Here is a 19,146-nt window from a genome sequence, read left to right as displayed (position 1 = left end):
CCGAAGCCGCCTACTAGATGGCCAGGAACGTCGAGGTGAGCAGCACGAACCCGGCACCCGCGAGGATCCACGCGATCCGGGCCCGCCGCAGTCCGCCCGCCACCACCACCGCGGCCAGCAGCAGCGCACCGCCCAATGGCACCCAGGCGTTCAGGACTCCGGCCGGACCCGACCGTACGACCTCGTCGGTACCCGGCTTCACCACCACCGCGTACGTCTCGTTCTTGCGCACCGCGACGCTCTGCGCGATCACCACGCTCCGGCGGGCCTTCGCCCCCGGCGAATCCGGCGTGAACGGCCCGGAACAGGTGTCGTCGGCGCAGCTCGTCACCTTGACCGTGCCGCTCTCCCGGCCCTTGGTCAGCATCGCGTACTGCGCGGTCCCCCACGAACCCCACACCCCCGCGACCAGGATCAGCACCGCGAGGGCCCCCATCGCGGCGAACCGCAGCGCGGTGACCGGGGACTGACGGGACGTGGCAGCTGAGGCGGGCATGGCCGGGATCATTGGCCATAACTGTGCCCCGAGTCAAACCTCACTGCCGGACCGCCCCGGCCGGCCCCAGAGGCGGACCCGGGCGCCCACACCGTCACGAGTTGTACGAACTCTGCGCCCGCTCCAGCCCGTCGGCCACCAGACACTCCACCGCGTCCGCCGCACGGTCCACGAAGTAGTCCAGCTCCTTGCGCTCCGCCGACGAGAAATCCTTCAGCACGAAATCGGCCACCTGCATCCGCCCCGGCGGCCGCCCGATCCCGAACCGCACCCGGTGGTAGTCCGGCCCCATCGCCTTCGTGATCGACTTCAGCCCGTTGTGCCCGTTGTCCCCGCCGCCCAGCTTCAGCCGCAGCGTCCCGTAATCGATGTCCAGCTCGTCATGGACCGCCACGACGTGCGCCACCGGCACCTTGTAGAAATCCCGCAGCTGGCTCACCGGGCCGCCCGACAGATTCATGTACGACTGCGGCTTGACCAGGATCACCCGCCGGCTCGCCGGGCCGGCCGGACCGATCCGGCCCTCCACGACCTGCGCCTGCGCCTTCTGGGCACGCTTGAACTTCCCCCCGATCCGCGCCGCCAGCAGATCGGCCACCATGAACCCGACATTGTGCCGGTTCATCGCGTACTCGGGTCCCGGATTGCCCAGCCCGACGATCAGCCAGGGGGCACCTACAGGGGTGGTCACGGCCTTCTCCTTCACACACAACAGCCGCCGCTCCCCCGAGGGAGCGGCGGCTGGAGCCTATACCGCCGAGCCGCGGATCACGCCTCGGCAGTCGCCTCCTCGCCCTCGGCGGCCTCCGCCGGGGCCTCCTCGGCCTGCGCGGCCAGCACCTGGAGGACCACCGCGTCCTCCTCCACCGCCAGCGTCACACCCGACGGCAGGACGACGTCCTTGGCCAGGACCGAGGCACCGGCCTCCAGACCCTCGACGGACACCGTGACGGCCTGCGGGATGTGCGTGGCCTCGGCCTCGACCGGCAGCGCGACGAGCACGTGCTCCAGCAGGTTGCCGCCCGGGGCCAGCTCGCCCTCGGCCTGCACCGGAACCTCGACCGTGACCTTCTCGCCCCGCTTGACCAGCAGCAGGTCGACGTGCTCCAGGAAGCCCTTCAGCGGGTCGCGCTGCACGGCCTTCGGGATCGCCAGCTCGTTGGACTTGCCGTCGATGTCCAGCGCGATCAGGACGTTCGGCGTACGCAGCGCGAGCAGCAGCTCGTGACCCGGCAGGGTCAGGTGCAGCGGCTGCGAGCCGTGACCGTACAGAACACCGGGAACGTTGTTGTCACGGCGGACACGACGTGCGGCACCCTTGCCGAACTCGGTGCGCGTCTGGACGGCGAGCTTCACCTCGGACATGATCACTCCTCGTAGAGGCGGTAGGACTGCGGGCACCCCGGCCCGCTCGGAGCCTGGGGAAAGTCACCCGGCCACGAACGGCCTGCTACGAAGAGCGCGTCGATAACGGACCGCCGTACCCCGCCCAAAACGGGACACGGCCTCCCTCGCCGAGCAACCTGAGCAGTCTACTCGGCCAGGAAGGCCACACCCAAAAGGATCTTCAGGCAGGCGGTGACCCGCCCCGCCCGGCGGCGAAACGCTCAGCCGGACACCTGCAGAAACCTCACTGCTCGTCGAAGAGGCTCGTCACCGAACCATCCTCGAACACCTCACGCACCGCACTCGCAATCGTCGGAGCGATCGACAACACCGTGATCTTGTCCAGATCCCGGCCCAGCTCACCCGGCGTCGGCAACGTGTTCGTGAACACGAACTCACTCACCCGCGAGTTCTTCAACCGATCCGCCGCCGGACCCGAGAGCACCCCGTGCGTCGCCGTCACGATGACGTCCTCCGCACCGTGCGCGAACAACGCGTCCGCGGCCGCACAGATCGTCCCACCGGTGTCGATCATGTCATCGACCAGCACACACACCCGGCCCTTGACCTCACCCACCACCTCGTGGACCGTCACCTGATTCGCGACGTCCTTGTCGCGGCGCTTGTGCACGATCGCCAGCGGCGCCCCCAACCGGTCACACCACCGGTCCGCCACCCGGACCCGGCCGGCATCCGGAGAGACCACCGTCAGCTTGCCGCGGTCCACCTTCTCGCCCACATAGTCCGCCAGCAACGGCAACGCGAAGAGATGATCCACCGGACCGTCGAAGAAACCCTGGATCTGATCCGTGTGCAGATCCATGGTCAGGATGCGGTCCGCACCCGCCGTCTTCATCAGATCCGCGATCAACCGCGCCGAGATCGGCTCCCGTCCACGGTGCTTCTTGTCCTGCCGCGCATAACCGTAGAACGGCACGATCACCGTGATGGAGCGCGCCGACGCACGCTTCAACGCGTCGATCATGATCAACTGCTCCATGATCCACTTGTTGATCGGCGCCGTATGGCTCTGAATCAGAAAACAGTCCGCACCACGAGCCGACTCCTGGTACCGGACATAGATCTCGCCATTGGCGAAATCGAAGGCCTTCGTCGGGACGACCCCGACCCCCAGTTGATGGGCGACCTCCTCCGCAAGCTCGGGGTGGGCGCGGCCGGAGAAGAACATCATCTTCTTCTTGCCGGTCGTCTTGATCCCGGTCACAGCACTGTCTCCTCAGAGGTGTCGCCAGCCCTGCGAACAACCTCCCGGAGCAAGAGAGGCCGACTCGGCTGGTGGGTGCGGATGTGCACTTATCACGGTACGCCGTGTTTCACGTACCCGTTTCCGGTCAGTCTTCGCTACGCCCCTGCCCCGACGCCTCCTCCGCAGCCTTCGCAGCGGCACTCCCCGGACGCTTCCGTGCCACCCAACCCTCGATGTTCCGCTGCTGCCCACGGGCCACAGCCAACGAACCGGGCGGCACATCCTTCGTGATCACAGACCCCGCAGCCGTGTAAGCACCGTCCCCCACCGTGACAGGCGCCACAAACATGTTGTCCGCCCCGGTACGACAGTGCGAACCCACAGAGGTGTGATGCTTGTCCTGCCCGTCATAGTTCACGAACACACTCGCAGCACCGATGTTCGTGAACTCACCGATCGTCGCATCACCGACATACGACAGATGCGGCACCTTCGTACCCTCCCCGATCCGGGCATTCTTCGTCTCCACGAACGTACCCACCTTGCCCTTCACCCCCAGACGCGTACCCGGACGCAGATACGCGAACGGACCCACACTCGCCCCCGCCCCGATCTGCGCCCCATCCGCCACCGTCGTGTCCACCCGGGCACCCGCACCCACCACCGTGTCCGTCAGCCGCGCACGGGGACCCACCTGAGCACCCTCGGCCAACACCGTCGAACCAAGCAGCTCCGTACCGGGATGGACCACCACGTCCTGCTCGAACGAAACCGTCACATCGACCCACGTCGTCGCCGGATCCACCACCGTCACACCCGCCAGCATGGCGCGCTCCAGCAACCGGTCATTGAGAATGCGACGCGCCTGCGCCAACTGGACACGGTTGTTGATACCGGCGATCTCCCGGTGATCACCGGCCACACACGCACCCACCCGATGCCCCGCCTCCCGCAGGATCCCGAGAACATCGGTCAGATACTCCTCACCCTGACTGTTGTCCCGGCGCAACTTCCCCAGCGCCTGCGCCAGCAACTGCCCGTCGAAGGCGAACACACCCGAATTGATCTCACGGATCGCGCGCTGGACCTCGTCGGCGTCCTTGTGCTCCACGATCTCCGTGACCGCACCGGAGACACCGTCACGCACGATCCGCCCGTACCCGGTCGCATCCGGCACCTCCGCCGTCAGCACCGTCACGGCGTTGCCGTCGCCATGGTGCACGGCCGCGAGCCGCTGCAACGTCTCACCCGTGAGCAGCGGAGTGTCCCCGCAGACCACGATCACCGTCCCGTCGACACCACCCCCCAGCTCCTCCACGGCCATCCGCACGGCGTGCCCCGTGCCGTTCTGCCGGTCCTGCACGGCCGTCCGCGCCTGCGGATCCAGCTCGGCGAGATGCGCGGTGACCTGCTCACGCGCGTGCCCCACCACGACGACCAGTTCCTGAGGGGTCAACTCGCGTGCGGCGGCAAGCACATGGCCGACCAGGGAACGACCACAGATGTCGTGCAGGACCTTGGGTGTGGCCGACTTCATACGGGTGCCCTCACCCGCTGCGAGAACGACGACGGCGGCCGGGCGAATGGCGCTCACGGAGTTGCCCTTCGGCTTTGACGGGTTGGGGACATCCGCAGGATACCGGGGCGACTTGTTGGGGACATGAGAGCGGGCCCTGACTGGGGGGGTCAGGGCCCGAACCGAACGTGGCTCCCCCGCCAGGACTCGAACCCGGACAGATGGCACCAAAAGCCACAGTGCTGCCAATTACACCACGGGGGAATATTCTCTACCAAACCGGACAATTAGTCGGTCTGTCGAGTGGCGCCTCCTACTATGCCGTACCAGGCGCCCTCAGTGCGACGATACAAGTCGGCGCTTCCGAGTACATAGATGGTCAGGCAGCCGTGGTACGCCTCGGACGTGTTCTTCCGGCTCGTCTTCGGGTTGTCCTTCTTGAGGGTGGTCCTCTGGAAGGTGGACGGCGCCACGCCTGCCAGTCCGGCCCAGAACTCTTCGGCGCCGATCACGTCGGCTGACTCGTGGATGCTCACCCGGAAACGCAGGCGTTCGCGCTCCACCCCGAGCACTTCTAACCAGTGCAGGAACAGCCGGATGACATTCGGGTCGCTGTTGATGAATTGCAGTTTTTCGCGACGGTTGTACGTCTTGTCCTTGGCGCCCTCTGCCCAGTAGAGGACCACGCCCGCCAGGAACACCTCGCGGTCGGACAGGTCACCGATCGCTTGTTCGGCGGCCACCTTCGTCTGGTGCCGTTCCTCGTCGCGGATGCGGAGCCTCTCCTCCCAGCCCTTGCGGGCGATGGCCGCCGCCTCCTCCGTGTTCCGCCTCCGGTCCGGCTTCGGCAGGTCTCGGACCCACAGGGAGATCGAACTCTTCGAGCACCCCAGCTCCACCTGGATCCGGTCGTACGTCCAGCCCTGAAGGCGCAGTTCCCGGGCCCGGTCCCGCAGGTCGTCCTTCGCGTTCGGTCGTTTCGTCCATTCCGGCGGCGGTTCGCCTTCGAGGAGCCGATTGAGGATGTCGTTGTTGTCGAGGTGCAGGCGGTCTCGGATCTGCCGTCGGCTGAGCCCCGCCCGCCGCAGCGCCACCGCCCGCTCCCGCAGCCCTTCGAAGTCGGCGTACTTGCCGCTCACGTGTTCCATGGACATACCGTCCGGCCGGAATGATCCGTTCCGAGGGCGGATGGTAATGGTTCAGCAGTTCGAGGGATATCCGGGCGTTTCGGGGTCGTTCGCTCACGGAGTGTGGTGGGTGCGGATAGACGAAACTCACCGGAAAAGCGGCACCGGGCGCCCGTAGGCTGGTCGCATGACCATGACGGGGGAAGACCGCACTGCGGCCCATGCGGGGCCCTGGTGGTGGGTGAGACGGCGCAGTGCGGCGCTGGACGTGAGCCTTGCGGTGGTGTCCGCCGCGGAGTGCGGGGCGGAGGGCGTGCCGTTCGCCCGGGACGCGGGGATCCCGGTGGTGGTCGGGATCCTGTTCGGGGTGCTGGCCGGTTCTGTGCTGTTGCTGCGCCGGAAGTGGCCCATCGCCGTCGTTCTGGTGGCGATCGCGATCACCCCGGCCCAGATGGGTTTCCTGATGGGTGTCGTCGGCCTGTACACCCTGTCCGCCGCCGAACTGCCACGTCGGATCATCGTGGCGTTGGCCGGGATGTCGATGGTCGGGACGATGATCGTCACGTTCCTGCGGGTGCGGCAGGACATGGCGCGCGGGGATCTGACGCTCGGTGACTGGTTCGAGCCGTTCGCGTCCATCACCACCTCGCTGGGGTTGACGGCTCCTCCGGTGCTTCTGGGGCTGTACGTGGGTGCGCGGCGCCGGCTGATGGAGAGTCTGCGGGAGCGTGCGGACAGTCTGGAGCGTGAGCTTCAGTTGCTCGCGGAGCGGGCCGAGGAGCGGGCGGAGTGGGCGCGTGGTGAGGAGCGGACGCGGATCGCGCGGGACATGCATGACGTGGTGGCGCACCGGGTGAGTCTGATGGTGGTGCATGCGGCGGCGTTGCAGGCGGTGGCGCGGAAGGATCCGGAGAAGGCGGTGCGGAACGCGGCGCTGGTCGGGGACATGGGCCGGCAGGCGTTGACGGAGTTGCGGGAGATGCTGGGGGTGCTGCGTTCGGGGGAGGGGGTGGCGCGGGATCCGGATCCGGTGCCGTTGGCGGCTGTGGGGGTGGCTGCTGCTGCGGCGGCGTCCCGGGCGGCGGCGGAGGACGGTGTGGGGGAGGGGCCGTGTCTGTCGGAGTTGGACGAGTTGATCGGGCAGTCGGCCGCCGCGGGGATGGTGGTGGATCTCTCGGTGGAGGGTGAGGGGCGGTCGTATGGTCAGGAGATCGAGCGGACCGCGTATCGCGTGGTGCAGGAGGCGTTGACGAACGTCCACAAGCATGCGGCGGGTGCCAAGACGTATGTGCGGCTGGCGCATCGCCGGTCGGAGATCGCGATGCAGGTGGAGAACGAGCCGCCGCCCGAGCCGTCGTCGGCTTCGGGGGCGCGGTTGCCGTCCGGTGGCAATGGTCTGCTCGGGATGCGGGAGCGGGTCGTGGCGTTGGGCGGCGTTTTCGTGTCGGGGCCGACGGATGCGGGGGGTTTCCGGGTGTCGGCGGTGATTCCGGCGGTCGTTGCGGCGGTGTGAGCGGGGCGCTCCTGCGGTCGGTGCCGGGTGTCCGGTGGTCGGGGTGAGGGCCGAAGGGTGCCCGGTGCGGTGTGTGCCGGGTGCCGGGTGGTGGGTGGTGGGTCAGCCTGCGGTCAGGCGGGTCGGCTGGGTGCCGGCGATGAGGGTGGTGAGGCCGCGGTCGATGTCGGGGCCGAGGTACCAGTCGCCGGTGTGGTCGAGGGCGTAGACGCGGCCTTCGATGTCGATGGCGAGCAGTGCGCCGGTGTCGGGTTCCGCGCCGAGCGGGCAGGTCTCGGTGTCGAGGGCGCGGCCGAGGTCGCCGAGGGTGCGGGCGTGGTGCAGGCCGTGCAGGGGGTCGAGGTGCAGGGCGGCGGGGGCGACCTGGCGGCCCGGGCCGGTGGGGGTGATGTGGAGGCTGCCGAATTCGGCCCAGGCTTCGACCGCGGCGGGGAAGACGGCGTGCCGGTGTCCGGCGGGTGAGGCGTGGGCGCGCAGGGCGTCGGCCCAGACCTCGGCCTGGTGTATGTCCCAGCGGCCGGGCTGCCAGCCGGCGGCGCGCAGGGCGACGTCGACGGGTGCGGTGAAGCGGGTGGAGGTGGCGCGGTCGGTGTGCATCTGCCCTTGTCGGTCGGTCGAGATCTAGGCGTGGTTCGGGTGGTGCGGGGTGGTGCGGGGTGGTGCGGGGTGGTTCTGGTGGTGCGGGTGGGTGGTTCAGGTGGTGCGAAGTAGTGCGGGTAGTGCGGGTAGTGCGGGTAGTGCGGGTGGTGGCCGGGGGTGTTCAGCGGTTCTTCGCGGCGGGGTCGACGATGCGGACGCCGAAGTGGTCGATGAGGGCGGTGCAGGCGCGGCAGGGTGCGGCGAAGGCGCCGTGCAGGGGGTCGCCGTCCTCGCGTATGCGGCGGGCGGTGAGCTTGGCGTGCTTGAGGGCCTTGCGGGCTTCGCCGTTGGTCATGGGTTTGCGGGCGGCGCGTTTGCTGCGGGTGGCGTCGGCGGCGGTGAGGTGCCGTGAGATGAGGATGGTCTCGGCGCAGCGTCCGGTGAAGCGGTCGCGTTGGTCGCTGGTGAGGGTGTCGAGGAAGTCCTGTACGAGCGGGTGCAGGGACGGGCCGTGGTCGCCGCGGGCGGCGGTGCCGGTGAGGGTGTCGCCGCGTACGGAGAGGGCGGCGGCGACGGTCGGCAGGATGCCGTCGCGGCGGTGGAGCAGGGTGGGGACGTGGGGTGATTCGGTGTGGCTCCAGCCGATGCGGGGGTCGCCCGACGGCCCGTCGCCGGTAGCGGCCAGGGCTTCGGCGCGGGCGTTCGCATGTGGTCCCGTCTGCGTCGCGTTCATGATCGTCTTTACCTCCCGGGCATCCCCCGAAGGACACAGAGTGCCAAATGCCGTGGCGGGTGCGGAAGCTGGGGCGGTGCGACACGCCCGGATTTGGGCAGGCTGTCACGGTGCGGTGACCTTTGGTCACGGAAGCGGAGGCCCGGTGACCGGTGCCTGCGTACCGCATAGGCTGTCGGCACCGCGATGGGTCGCGATGGGTGCGGTCAACGCGTCGGTGACGTTGGACAGACAGTCGGATACGGGTCGTGCGCGCCGTGCGTGGTGTGGTCGTGGCCCGTACAGAGTGCCGCAGGGGGCAAGCGCCATGACGACAGGTCGGCCCGGGCTGGGGGCGCCACCCGGCCGCCAGGCTGGGGGAGGGGCTGCGCCGCCGAACGCGGCTTATGCCGGGCAGGTCGTGCACTTTCCGGATCCGGTGCGGGCGGCGCGGCATCCGAGAGGGGTACGGGTCGACGAGCGTGGTCATCCGGATTTCTCTCCCTATGCGCGTGCGGCGGCGGAGATCGCCGATCCGCCGGAGGGCTTCGGCGTCGACGAGTTGCGGCTGACTGACTATGTGTCGGCGAACGCGGCGCTGTCGGCGGACGGGCACGAACTGTGGGACACCGTTCCGGAGGTGGCCACTCCGCACGGCTGGACCTGGCACCACGTGGTGGGTTCGCGGCGCCTTGAGCTGATTCCGGTCGAGGTGAAGGCGCTGTTGCGGCATCACGGCGGGGTCGCCACGGCCCGGGTCGACCAGGGCAAGCGGGGCACGCGGCCGTTGCAGGAGACGCGTCCGGCGCATTTCGGGCTGCCGAAGTCGGGTGTGGCGGTGACGGAGCAGCAGGTGCAGGGGGTCGAGGAGGATCTCGGGTACCGGCTGCCGGGTGCGTACCGCTCCTTCCTGAAGGCGGCGGGCGGTTGTGCGCCGGTGGGCACGGCGCTGGACGCCGAGTTGGGGCTGCTGCTGGACCAGCCGTTCTTCACGGTGCGGGACGAGGCCGCGGTCAACGACCTGGTGTATGTGAACAAGTGCCTGCGTGACCATCTGACCAAGGACTATCTGGGCGTGGGCTTCGTCCAGGGCGGGCTGCTGGCGGTGCAGGTCAGGGGTGAGCGGGTCGGTTCGGTGTGGTTCTGCGTGTACGACGATGCGCGGGACGTGGATCCGGCGTGGCCGCCGGCGGAGCGGGTGGAGCGGTTGCTGCTGCCCTGCGGTGAGGATTTCGATGCTTTCCTGTCGCGGCTCGCGGGCAGTCCGCCGGAGTTGTCGACGGTGGCGAATCTGATGGTGGACGGCGGTTTCGCGCGTGCGGTGCCGGTGTCGTCGGCCGGGTCTGCGGGGGAGTGAGCTTGCGATGGTGACGTTTGCTCAGGCGCAGGAACGCGCGGAGGAGTGGATCAACGGGGATGTGCCCGCGTACCAGCATCGTGAGGTGCGGGTGCGGGAGTTCGAACTCGGTTTCGTGGTGTGGGGCGAGGACCGGGCCGCGGGGCCGCGTTCGGACGCGGGCGCCCAGCGGCTGGTGATCGCCCGGGACAGCGGGGAGGCCACGTTGTGGCCGGCGTTGCCGGTGGGGGAGGTGGTCCGCCGGTTCGAGGAGGAGTACGGCCGGGCGGCGCACGAAGCCCAGGAGCCGCGGGCGCCCGCGGCGCGGGTGGACCTCAACCAGACGTCGTTCCTGCTGAGTCCGCCGGAGTGGTTGCAGGAGGCGGCGGACAAGCTGGGGATGTCGGAGGGGCGTCCCTCCGGGGGCCCGTCCGGGGGTTCGTCGGCGGGTGCCGGTGCCGGTGCCGGTGCCGGTGACGGGGCCGGTGCGGTCTCGCCGGGTACGCCCGCGGGGGCGACGCCCTGGGCGGGCACGGACACCAACGCGGAACTCGGCGAGGACCGTTCCGTACCGCTGCCCGCGACGGTGTTCGCACCGCCGTTGGGCGATTCGGACGACGGCTCCGAACCGCCCGCCGTCCCGCCGGAGGCGAAGACGGCCCTGATGCCGGGCGGCAGCCAACTGCCGCGCACGGTGATCGAACCGGGTCCCGGTGTCCCGGACGCGCCCGGGGCGCCGGGCGGTCCCCAGGGCAGCACACCGCCGCCCGTGCCGACCCCGCAGGGGAGCGCCCTGCCGCCTCCGCCGCAGGACGCGTCGCGCGGGAGTACGCCGCCGTCCGGGCCGGGTGCGCCGCGGGGCAGCGCGCCGCCGCCTCCGCCGGGCGTGCCCTCGTACGGCTGTCCGCAGGGGCCGGTGGCTCCCGGACCCCCGCCGCCGGGTGCGGTGCCGGGCGGTCCTGCTCATCCGCAGGGGCCCACCGTGCCGCCTCCGCCGGGGGCGGCACAGGGGAGTACGCCGCTGGTGGCCGGCGCGGGTGACGTCACCAACAGGTCCGCGCCGCCGCGCCGTGGGAACAGCGGTCCTGGCATGCCGCCCCCGCCGCCGGGTGCGCCGGGCGCCCCGGGTGCGCGGCCCGGGAACGCGCCTCCGCCCGCCGCCGGTCCCGGTGCGCCGGGTGCGCCGGGAAGGACAGGCGCACCGGGTACGCCGCCCGGCGATTACGCACCCACGCAGTTCGCGTCGCCGCAGGTCCCCGGCGGCCCGGGCGGCACCGGTCCCGGTGCGTCCGGCGCCCCGGGCGACACCCCGCCGGGCAGTGTGCACCACGCGGCCACCGTATGGGGCGACGTGAACCTGCCGGGCAGCGGTGGCGGTGTGGGCGGCGGCTCCCAGCCGTCTCCGGGTGCCCCGCAGTCCCCTGGCGCCCCGCAGCCTCCGGGTGCGCCGCGTTCCCCGGGTGCTCCGGGTGCCCCGGGCGTGCCGAACCCGCCGGCCGGCCCCGGCGCGCCTGCCTCGTCGCAGGCTCCCGGGATGCCGCAGGGCCCCCCGCCGCCGATGCCGCCGGGCGCGGTACCGCCGCCCGCCGGACCGGTACCGGGCCAAGCCGCACCGGGACAATCCATGCCTGGCCAGCATGTAACAGGGCAATCTGCACCCGGGCAATCCGTGCCGGGACAGCCCGCCCCCGGGCAGCCGGCCCCCGGGCCGCCCCCGGCCTACGGCTATCCGCAGCAGGCGCAGCCGACGGTCGGCCCGGGCTATCAGGCCGTGCTGCGCTATCGCGCGCAGGACGGTTCCGAGCAGCAGTTGATCCGGCGGTCGGCGCCGGGCACGCCGCACCCGGAGTGGCAGATCTTCCACGAGCTGCGCGCCATGAACGTCCCGCCGGACCAGGTGCTGGAACTCCACACGGAGCTGGAGTCCTGCGAACTGCCGGGCGCCTACTGTGCGCGGATGATCCGGGAGCAGTGGCCGCAGGCGCGGATCACGAGCATCGCGCCGTACGGTGCGGACCACGCGAGCCGGCAGCAGGGCATGCGGCAACTGCTCGCGCATCAGGGCGAGTTGCACCAGGTGGCGGACGGGCCCGCGCGGCCGGGGCCGGTGCGGGCGCCGCTGCCCCCGGTGCACGCCGCGCCGCCGGTCCCGCCGGAGGGGATCGCGCAGGAGCTGGCGGCGGCGTTCGGGCCGGGCGTGTACCGGTTCGAGCAGGCCGCGGTGGACCGGCAGGGGGTGCCGCCGGTGGTGGCGCACACGCTGGTGGTGGCCGGGCTGCCGGTGGACATGGGGCCGTTCTTCTGGGCGCAGACCCAGCCGGACCGGCCGGTGCCGACGCTGGCCGAGCTGGCGCAGGAGCGCGGGGTGCGGTGCGCCCCGGACGCGGCCTCGTACCTGGTGATGGGCACCGACTTCGGCCGGTCGCTCTGTGTGCAGTACGGCACGGCGAACATCGTCGCGGTGCCGATGGAGGCGGGGCCGGGCGGGGCGTCCGTGCCGCCGCAGTTCGTGAACACCGGGCTGCCGGAGTTCGTGCGCTGTCTGGCGCTGCTCGGCCGGATGTGGAGGCTGCGGTACGGGCTGAACCAGGAGCAGGCGGGCCGCTGGACCGTCGACTTCCAGGCGCAGCTCGCCTCGCTCGACCCGGCGGCGCTCGGCTCGCCGGAGAGCTGGTGGTCGGTGTTGCTGGAGCAGATGTGGGACGGCCTGTTGTAGTCGCGTCCAGGTGAGCCCGTGGGGCCGGGTCCGGTCGAGTGATCGGATCCGGCCCTCTTTGCGTGTCATAAACATTTGCGGCCGATTAGCGCTTGTGCCTGTTTCATCCTGTTGTGCGTCGAAATCATCATTTCGTGTGTGTTCGACGGAGAGGGGTTCCCGGGATGAGCAGCGCATCGATGTCGTCGCACGGCTTCCTGAGCGTCCGGGGGCGCGGCTACCGCGCCGAGCAGGTGGACGCGTACCTGGCGGCGCTCTCGCAGGAGCGGGACGCGGCGTGGGAGCGGGCCGCGCGGCTGACCGTACTGGCCAAGGACATGGAGGCGGAGGCGGACCGGCTGCGCGAGGCGGCCGGGCGGGCGGTGCCGCAGACGTACGAGACGCTCGGCGAGGGGCCGCGGCAGATCTTCCGGCTGGCCGAGGAGGAGGCGGCGGTGCTGCGGGAGTCGGCCCGGCGTGCCGCGCAGGAGGAGGTGGCCCGGGCCGAGGAGTACGGGTTCGGCGTGCGCCGGGCGGCCGGGGAGGAGGTGGTCGTGCTCCGCGAGGAGGCCGAGGAACGGGCCCGCAGGTGGCTGCTCGCGGCGCAGGCCGAGGCGGACGAGACGCGCATCGGCTGCCGGCGCGCGGTCAAGGAGCAGCGCGCCGAGGCCCTGGCCGCCCTGCGGGAGATGCGGCAGCGAACCGCGGGGATGCTCGCCGAACAGGCCAAGGAGCATGCGGCGGTATGGGCGGCGGCGGACCACGAGGAGCTTGAGCTTGCCGCGGCGCGGGAGATCGGGGACACCGAGGCGGTGGCCCGGGCCGAGGCCGCGCTCGTCGCGGCGCAGCGGGAGTTCGGGGCGGCGGGGGAGGTGGTCCGCCGGTACCAGGAGGAGGTGCACGTGCGGGCCGCCGAGATCGTCGCCGCGGCTCGGGCGGAGGAGGAGCGGATCGCGCGGGAGACCGAGCGGGTGCTGCGTGAGCACGGTGAGGAGTGGGACGAGATGCAGGCGCAGATGGACTGCGTGCGCAACAGCCTCACCTCCCTGACGGGGCGTACCGCCTGGGAGTGAACCGGAGCGAACCGGAGTGACCCGCGCCCGCGGCGCCCGGACGTCACACCCGGACGTCGTCAGTCCTTGAGTCCTTCCCGTCAGTCCGTCAGTACCGGGAAGCGGCGCGGGGCGAGGAGCAGCAGGGCCAGGAAGGCGAGGGCCGCCGCGCAGGCCGCTCCCAGGTACACGGCGTGCACCGCGTCGGCGATCGCGTGCCGGGTGGCTTCCACGGCGGTGCCGTCGTCCAGGGAGCGGGTGACGGAGTCCAGGTCGCCCGCGCCGCCCAGGCGGGCGGCCAGGACGCCATTGGCGATGGCGCCGAACACGGCGGCGCCGATGGTCTGGCCGGTCTGCCGGCAGAAGAGGACGGAGGCGGTGGCCGTGCCGCGCTCCGTCCAGCCGACCGTCGACTGGACGCCGACGATCAGCGGCAGCTGGAACAGGCCGAGCGCGGCGCCGAGCAGCAGCATCAGCAGCGTCGGCTGCCAGGCCGCGCCCGGGTAGGGCAGGAACGGGAACGCGAACAGGATCAGCGTGGCCGCGCCGATGCCGAGCAGCGCGGTGTCGCGGAAGCCGATGCGCCGGTACACGTGCTGGCTCAGGGCCGCGGACACCGGCCAGGTCAGGGTCCAGACGGAGAGGACGAATCCGGCGGCCACCGGGGCGAGGCCCAGCACCGACTGCGCATACGTCGGCAGGAACACCGTGGGCGCCACCATCAGCAGGCCCAGCGCGCCCAGTGCGAGGTTGACGGCCGCGATGGTGCGGCGGCGCCACACCCAGCCCGGGATGATCGGCTCCGCGGCCCGGCGTTCCACCCACACCACGACCGCGACCAGGGCCAGGCCCGTGCCGAACAGCGCGAGGGACGGCCCGGACAGCCAGGCCCAGGCCACCCCGCCCTGCACCAGCGCGGTCAGCAGCGCCCCGCCGCACGCGAACACCGCGAGCGCGCCGGCCCAGTCGATGCGCGGGGTCCTGCGCGGCTCGCGCGCCGGCTCGTGGAGGTGGCGGACGATCAGCCACAGGGCCGCCGCGCCGATGGGCAGGTTGACCAGGAAGATCCACCGCCAGTCCGCGTAGGCGGCGAGGACGCCGCCGAGTCCGGGGCCCGCGACCGCGGACACCGCCCACACCGTGGACAGTTTGGACTGGATCTTCGGGCGCTCCTTCAGCGGGTACAGATCGGCCGCGAGGGTCTGCACCGTGCCCTGAAGGGCCCCGCCGCCCAGGCCCTGCACGATGCGGAACGCGATCAGCGCGCCCATGTTCCAGGCGAGCGCGCACAGCAGCGAACCGATGAGGAAGACGATCGCGCCCGCGACCAGGACCGGTTTGCGGCCGAAGGTGTCGGAGAGCTTGCCGTAGACGGGGAGGGTGACGGTGACGGCGAGCAGGTAGCCGGAGAACAGCCAGGAGAAGACGGAGAAGCCGCCGAGATCGCCGACGATCTGTGGGACGGCCGTGGAGACGATGGTGGAGTCGAGTGCGGCCAGTGCCATCGCGAGCATGAGGGCCGCGACCACGGCGCCCCGACGGCTCGTTCCGGTCTGCTGAGCGGCGTCCCGTATCGCGGGTTTCGTGCGGCTCACCCGGAGTCCCTCCCTGTTTTGCTTCCCTATGCAGCTATTTGCCGTACACAGCTTCGCACTTGTTCCTGACGCTGCGGGAGGGCGCATGATTCCGGAGCGGGAGGGCGCGGACTTCCTGGGCCGGGGGGTGCGGACTACCTGGGCAGGAGGGTTCGGGCGTCCCCGTGGGAGGGTTCGGGCGTCCCGGGCGGGAGGGCGGATGGCTTCGCCGGCGGGGTGGAGACGTCCTGGGGCGAAGGGTGGACAGGTTCCCGGAGGGGGTCCACCCAGTGGTGGACGCCCCTTAGGGGGACCTCCGTACTGGGGTGGGGGGAGGGTTCGTACCGGCGGAGGACGAAAGGCCGCGGCCGTCGTCCTTAACCTGGCTTTACGTCGCTGGGGGGCGACGCTCCCAACGGCGGGGGTGGGGTTTTCCCCAGGAGAAGACGGGGCCGCGCACCAGCGCGCGCCACCTCCGTCAGCCATGAGACTCATCGTCGTACCGCTGCGCGTCCTCACACGCCCGCCGGCATCCATCCAGCACCAGCAAAACCGACATAGGAGACTTACCGTGACATCGGCTGTGACCATTCCCAGGCATGGGGGTACTGGCGAGCGTACGGCCGTTGCCGCGCGGGCGCGGCAGGTCGTCAAGGCGTACGGCTCGGGGGAGACCCGGGTCGTCGCACTCGACCACGTCGACGTGGACATCGCCCGCGGTCAGTTCACCGCGATCATGGGCCCCTCGGGGTCCGGCAAGTCCACCCTGATGCACTGCCTCGCCGGTCTCGACACGGTGACCGCCGGACAGATCTTCCTGGACGAGACCGAGATCACCGGTCTGAAGGACAAGAAGCTCACCCAGCTGCGCCGGGACCGGATCGGGTTCATCTTCCAGGCGTTCAACCTGCTGCCGACGCTGAACGCGATCGAGAACATCACCCTGCCCATGGACATCGCCGGCCGGAAACCGGACAAGGCGTGGCTGGACCGGGTCGTGGAGACCGTCGGACTGGCCGGCCGGCTCAAGCACCGGCCCACCCAGCTGTCCGGCGGGCAGCAGCAGCGGGTCGCCGTGGCCCGCGCGCTGGCCGCCCGGCCGGAGATCATCTTCGGTGACGAGCCGACCGGAAACCTCGACTCCCGGGCGGGCGCCGAGGTGCTGGGCTTCCTGCGCCGGTCGGTGGACGAACTGGGCCAGACCATCGTGATGGTCACCCACGACCCGGTGGCCGCCTCCTACGCGGACCGGGCCCTCTACCTCGCCGACGGCCGCATAGTCGACGAGATGCACCAGCCCACCGCCGAGCAGGTCCTCGACCGCATGAAGGACTTCGACGCCCGGGGGCGTACGTCATGACCGTCCTGAAGACCGCGCTGCGCAACTTCTTCGCGCACAAGGGACGCATGGCGCTGTCGGCGACAGCGGTGCTGCTCTCGGTCGCGTTCGTGTGCGGCACGCTGGTGTTCACCGACACCATGAACACGACGTTCGACAAGCTGTTCGCGGTGACCGCGTCCGACGTCACCGTCGCACCGAAGGAAGCCAAGAACGAGGGGACCCCGCAGAACGGCGTGCCGCTGTCCCTGCCCGCCGCCACGCTGGACCGGGTCAAGTCCGTGGACGGCGTCAAGTCGGCCGAGGGCGCGGTCAGTTCGACGCAGGTGACCGTCGTCGACGGCGACAACAACAACGTCGGCGCCACCAGCGGCGCCCCCACCATCGCCGGCAACTGGACCAGCAACGACCTGCGGTCCATGGAGATCACCTCCGGGCACGCCCCGCGCGGCCCGGCCGAGACGATGGTCGACGCGGACACCGCCGACAAGCACCACCTCAAGATCGGCGACGAACTGCGCACCATCGCGCAGACCGGTGACTTCACCGCCCGGATCGTCGGCATCGCCACCTTCAAGGTGACCAACCCCGGTGCCGCCGTCGTCTACTTCGACACCCCCACCGCCCAGCACCAACTGCTGGGCACCGCCGGCCGGTACACCCAGCTCAACGTCACCGCCGCGGCCGGCGTCTCCGACGCACAGCTCAAGCGGAGCGTCGCCCAGGCGCTGACCGGGCCCTACAAGTTCCAGACGGCCAAGGAGAACGCCGACGAGAACCGCAAGGACGTCGGCTCCTTCATGGACGTCATCAAGTACGCCATGCTCGGCTTCGCCGGGATCGCGTTCCTGGTGGGCATCTTCCTGATCATCAACACCTTCTCGATGCTGGTCGCCCAGCGCACCCGGGAGATCGGCCTGATGCGGGCCATCGGCTCCTCCCGCAAGCAGGTCAACCGGTCGGTGCTGATCGAGGCGCTGCTGCTCGGCTTCATCGGCTCGATCCTCGGCGTCGCCGCCGGCGTCGGCATCGCGGTCGGCCTGATGAAGCTCATGGGCGCGGCGGGCATGGAACTGTCGACGCGCGACCTGACCATCAAGGCCACCACCCCGGTGGTGGGCGTGGTGCTCGGCGTGGTCGTCACCGTGCTGGCCGCCTACCTGCCCGCCCGCCGGGCCGGCAAGGTCTCCCCGATGGCCGCGCTGCGCGACGCGGGCACCCCGGCCGACGTCCGCTCGGGCTGGATCCGCGCACTGATCGGCCTGGTCCTCACCGGCGCCGGCACGGTCTCCCTGTACGCGGCGGCCAGCGCCCACAAGGCGAGCGACGGCTCGCTCCTGCTCGGCCTGGGCATCGTGCTGACCCTGATCGGCTTCGTCGTCATCGGCCCGCTGCTGGCCGGCGGCGTGGTCCGGGTGATCAGCGCGGTCCTGCTGCGGGCCTTCGGACCGGTCGGCCGCCTGGCCGAGCGCAACGCCCTGCGCAACCCGCGGCGCACCGGAGCCACCGGCGCGGCCCTGATGATCGGCCTGGCGCTGGTCGCCTGTCTGTCGGTGGTGGGCTCCTCCATGGTCGCCTCCGCCACCAGTGAACTGGACAAGTCGGTCGGTGCGGACTTCATCATCGAGGGCAACCAGCCGATCGTCCCGCAGGCGCAACGGGCCATCGAGCACAGCCCGGGCCTGGCCCACGTCACCAACTACAAGATGCTCGACGCCACCCTCGTCTCGCCCGACGGCAAGAAGGACGACACGGGCATCACGGCCGCGGACCCGTCGTACGCCGGTGACCTGCGGCGCCCGACCACCGAGGGCACCCTGAAGAACGCCTACGGCACCGACGCCATGTCGGTGGGCTCCGACTACGCCAAGAAGCACGGCGTGCACGTCGGCGACACCATCACCGTCGCCTTCAAGGGCGGCCGTACGGCGAAGCTGAAGGTGGCCGCCGTCACCGACGACTCCACCGCGATCGACCAGGGCGCCCGCTACACCAGCATCGCCACCATGGAGAAGTACGTCCCCAAGAGCCAGATCCCGCCGAACGTGATCATGTTCGCGAAGGCCGACGACGGACAGGCGAAGCAGGCGTACGCGGCCCTGAAGGGCGCGCTGAAGAAGTACCCGACGTACCAGGTGCGCGATCAGACCGACTTCAAGCAGGAGCTGAAGGACCAGATCGGCCAGCTCCTGAACATGGTCTACGGCCTGCTCGCCCTGGCGATCATCGTGGCGGTCCTGGGTGTGGTGAACACCCTGGCGCTGTCGGTGGTCGAGCGGACCCGGGAGATCGGCCTGATGCGGGCCATCGGCCTCTCCCGGCGCCAGCTGCGCCGCATGATCCGGATGGAGTCCGTGGTCATCGCCCTCTTCGGCGCCCTCCTCGGCCTCGGCCTGGGCATGGGCTGGGGGGCGACCGCACAGAAGCTGCTCGCGCTGGAGGGCCTGGGCGTCCTGGACATCCCCTGGCCGACGATCATCGGCGTCTTCGTCGGGTCGGCCTTCGTGGGCCTGTTCGCCGCGCTGATCCCGGCGTTCCGGGCGGGCCGGATGAACGTACTGAACGCGATCGCTACCGAATAGCACGCGAGCGAACAGCGCGCGACCGAGCAGCG

General features: G+C 70.7%; 15 protein-coding genes and 1 tRNA gene. 6 read left to right on the top strand and 10 right to left on the bottom strand.

Annotated elements, in window-relative coordinates; translation table 11 throughout:
• Positions 1-13 precede the first annotated feature (13 nt).
• From ACFYPJ_RS26505 to ACFYPJ_RS26475, 7 genes are all read right to left on the bottom strand, one after another.
• Positions 14-508, bottom strand: a complete 495-nt coding sequence (locus tag ACFYPJ_RS26505) for a hypothetical protein (RefSeq protein ID WP_389021990.1) — start codon at positions 506-508, stop codon at positions 14-16.
• Between the two features lie 82 nt (positions 509-590).
• On the bottom strand, positions 591-1,187 hold the full coding sequence (gene pth, locus ACFYPJ_RS26500) for an aminoacyl-tRNA hydrolase (protein ID WP_389021988.1): 597 nt from the start codon (positions 1,185-1,187) through the stop codon (positions 591-593).
• Between the two features lie 77 nt (positions 1,188-1,264).
• Entirely contained in the window at positions 1,265-1,861 is a 597-nt protein-coding gene (locus ACFYPJ_RS26495) for a 50S ribosomal protein L25/general stress protein Ctc (RefSeq protein ID WP_389021985.1), read from the bottom strand.
• Positions 1,862-2,126: 265 nt separating this feature from the next.
• A complete protein-coding gene (locus ACFYPJ_RS26490; protein WP_389021982.1) occupies positions 2,127-3,107 on the bottom strand; it encodes a ribose-phosphate diphosphokinase in 981 nt (326 codons plus the stop codon).
• Between the two features lie 127 nt (positions 3,108-3,234).
• Complete coding sequence (gene glmU / locus ACFYPJ_RS26485) at positions 3,235-4,683, bottom strand: bifunctional UDP-N-acetylglucosamine diphosphorylase/glucosamine-1-phosphate N-acetyltransferase GlmU (RefSeq protein WP_389021979.1); 1,449 nt, start codon at positions 4,681-4,683, stop codon at positions 3,235-3,237.
• Positions 4,684-4,794: 111 nt separating this feature from the next.
• Positions 4,795-4,869 (bottom strand) — tRNA-Gln (locus tag ACFYPJ_RS26480).
• Between the two features lie 23 nt (positions 4,870-4,892).
• On the bottom strand, positions 4,893-5,753 hold the full coding sequence (locus tag ACFYPJ_RS26475; RefSeq protein WP_389021976.1) for a hypothetical protein: 861 nt from the start codon (positions 5,751-5,753) through the stop codon (positions 4,893-4,895).
• Positions 5,754-5,919: 166 nt separating this feature from the next.
• On the opposite strand from ACFYPJ_RS26475, the gene ACFYPJ_RS26470 reads away from it, so the two are divergent.
• Complete coding sequence (locus ACFYPJ_RS26470; RefSeq protein WP_389021974.1) at positions 5,920-7,245, top strand: sensor histidine kinase; 1,326 nt, start codon at positions 5,920-5,922, stop codon at positions 7,243-7,245.
• Between the two features lie 102 nt (positions 7,246-7,347).
• Here the strand turns inward: ACFYPJ_RS26470 and ACFYPJ_RS26465 are convergent, their stop codons facing one another.
• A complete protein-coding gene (locus ACFYPJ_RS26465; protein ID WP_389021971.1) occupies positions 7,348-7,842 on the bottom strand; it encodes an SUKH-3 domain-containing protein in 495 nt (164 codons plus the stop codon).
• A gap of 163 nt (positions 7,843-8,005) precedes the next feature.
• Complete coding sequence (locus ACFYPJ_RS26460; RefSeq protein ID WP_389021968.1) at positions 8,006-8,557, bottom strand: YwqJ-related putative deaminase; 552 nt, start codon at positions 8,555-8,557, stop codon at positions 8,006-8,008.
• A gap of 307 nt (positions 8,558-8,864) precedes the next feature.
• Here ACFYPJ_RS26460 and ACFYPJ_RS26455 point away from each other — a divergent pair, with 307 nt between their 5' ends.
• The 3 genes from ACFYPJ_RS26455 to ACFYPJ_RS26445 all read left to right on the top strand — a co-directional run bounded on the left by ACFYPJ_RS26455 (position 8,865) and on the right by ACFYPJ_RS26445 (position 13,640).
• Complete coding sequence (locus tag ACFYPJ_RS26455) at positions 8,865-9,893, top strand: SMI1/KNR4 family protein (protein ID WP_389022311.1); 1,029 nt, start codon at positions 8,865-8,867, stop codon at positions 9,891-9,893.
• Between the two features lie 7 nt (positions 9,894-9,900).
• Positions 9,901-12,588, top strand: coding sequence for an SUKH-4 family immunity protein (locus ACFYPJ_RS26450; protein ID WP_389021965.1), 2,688 nt, complete (start codon positions 9,901-9,903; stop codon positions 12,586-12,588).
• Positions 12,589-12,752: 164 nt separating this feature from the next.
• Positions 12,753-13,640, top strand: a complete 888-nt coding sequence (locus ACFYPJ_RS26445; RefSeq protein ID WP_389021963.1) for a cellulose-binding protein — start codon at positions 12,753-12,755, stop codon at positions 13,638-13,640.
• Between the two features lie 80 nt (positions 13,641-13,720).
• On the opposite strand, the gene ACFYPJ_RS26440 is transcribed toward ACFYPJ_RS26445, so the two are convergent.
• On the bottom strand, positions 13,721-15,214 hold the full coding sequence (locus tag ACFYPJ_RS26440) for an MFS transporter (protein ID WP_389021960.1): 1,494 nt from the start codon (positions 15,212-15,214) through the stop codon (positions 13,721-13,723).
• Positions 15,215-15,764: 550 nt separating this feature from the next.
• Here ACFYPJ_RS26440 and ACFYPJ_RS26435 point away from each other — a divergent pair.
• Together ACFYPJ_RS26435 and ACFYPJ_RS26430 are read left to right on the top strand one after the other, a co-directional pair.
• On the top strand, positions 15,765-16,553 hold the full coding sequence (locus ACFYPJ_RS26435) for an ABC transporter ATP-binding protein (RefSeq protein WP_389021957.1): 789 nt from the start codon (positions 15,765-15,767) through the stop codon (positions 16,551-16,553).
• Entirely contained in the window at positions 16,550-19,114 is a 2,565-nt protein-coding gene (locus tag ACFYPJ_RS26430; protein ID WP_389021954.1) for an ABC transporter permease, read from the top strand. Before ACFYPJ_RS26435 ends, ACFYPJ_RS26430 begins: the two co-directional genes overlap by 4 nt.
• Positions 19,115-19,146: the final 32 nt, after the last annotated feature.

It is taken from the genome of Streptomyces sp. NPDC006012, from assembly GCF_042871185.1.
In the GTDB taxonomy this organism is placed as follows: domain Bacteria; phylum Actinomycetota; class Actinomycetes; order Streptomycetales; family Streptomycetaceae; genus Streptomyces.
This window is presented reverse-complemented; position numbering and strand designations above follow the sequence as displayed.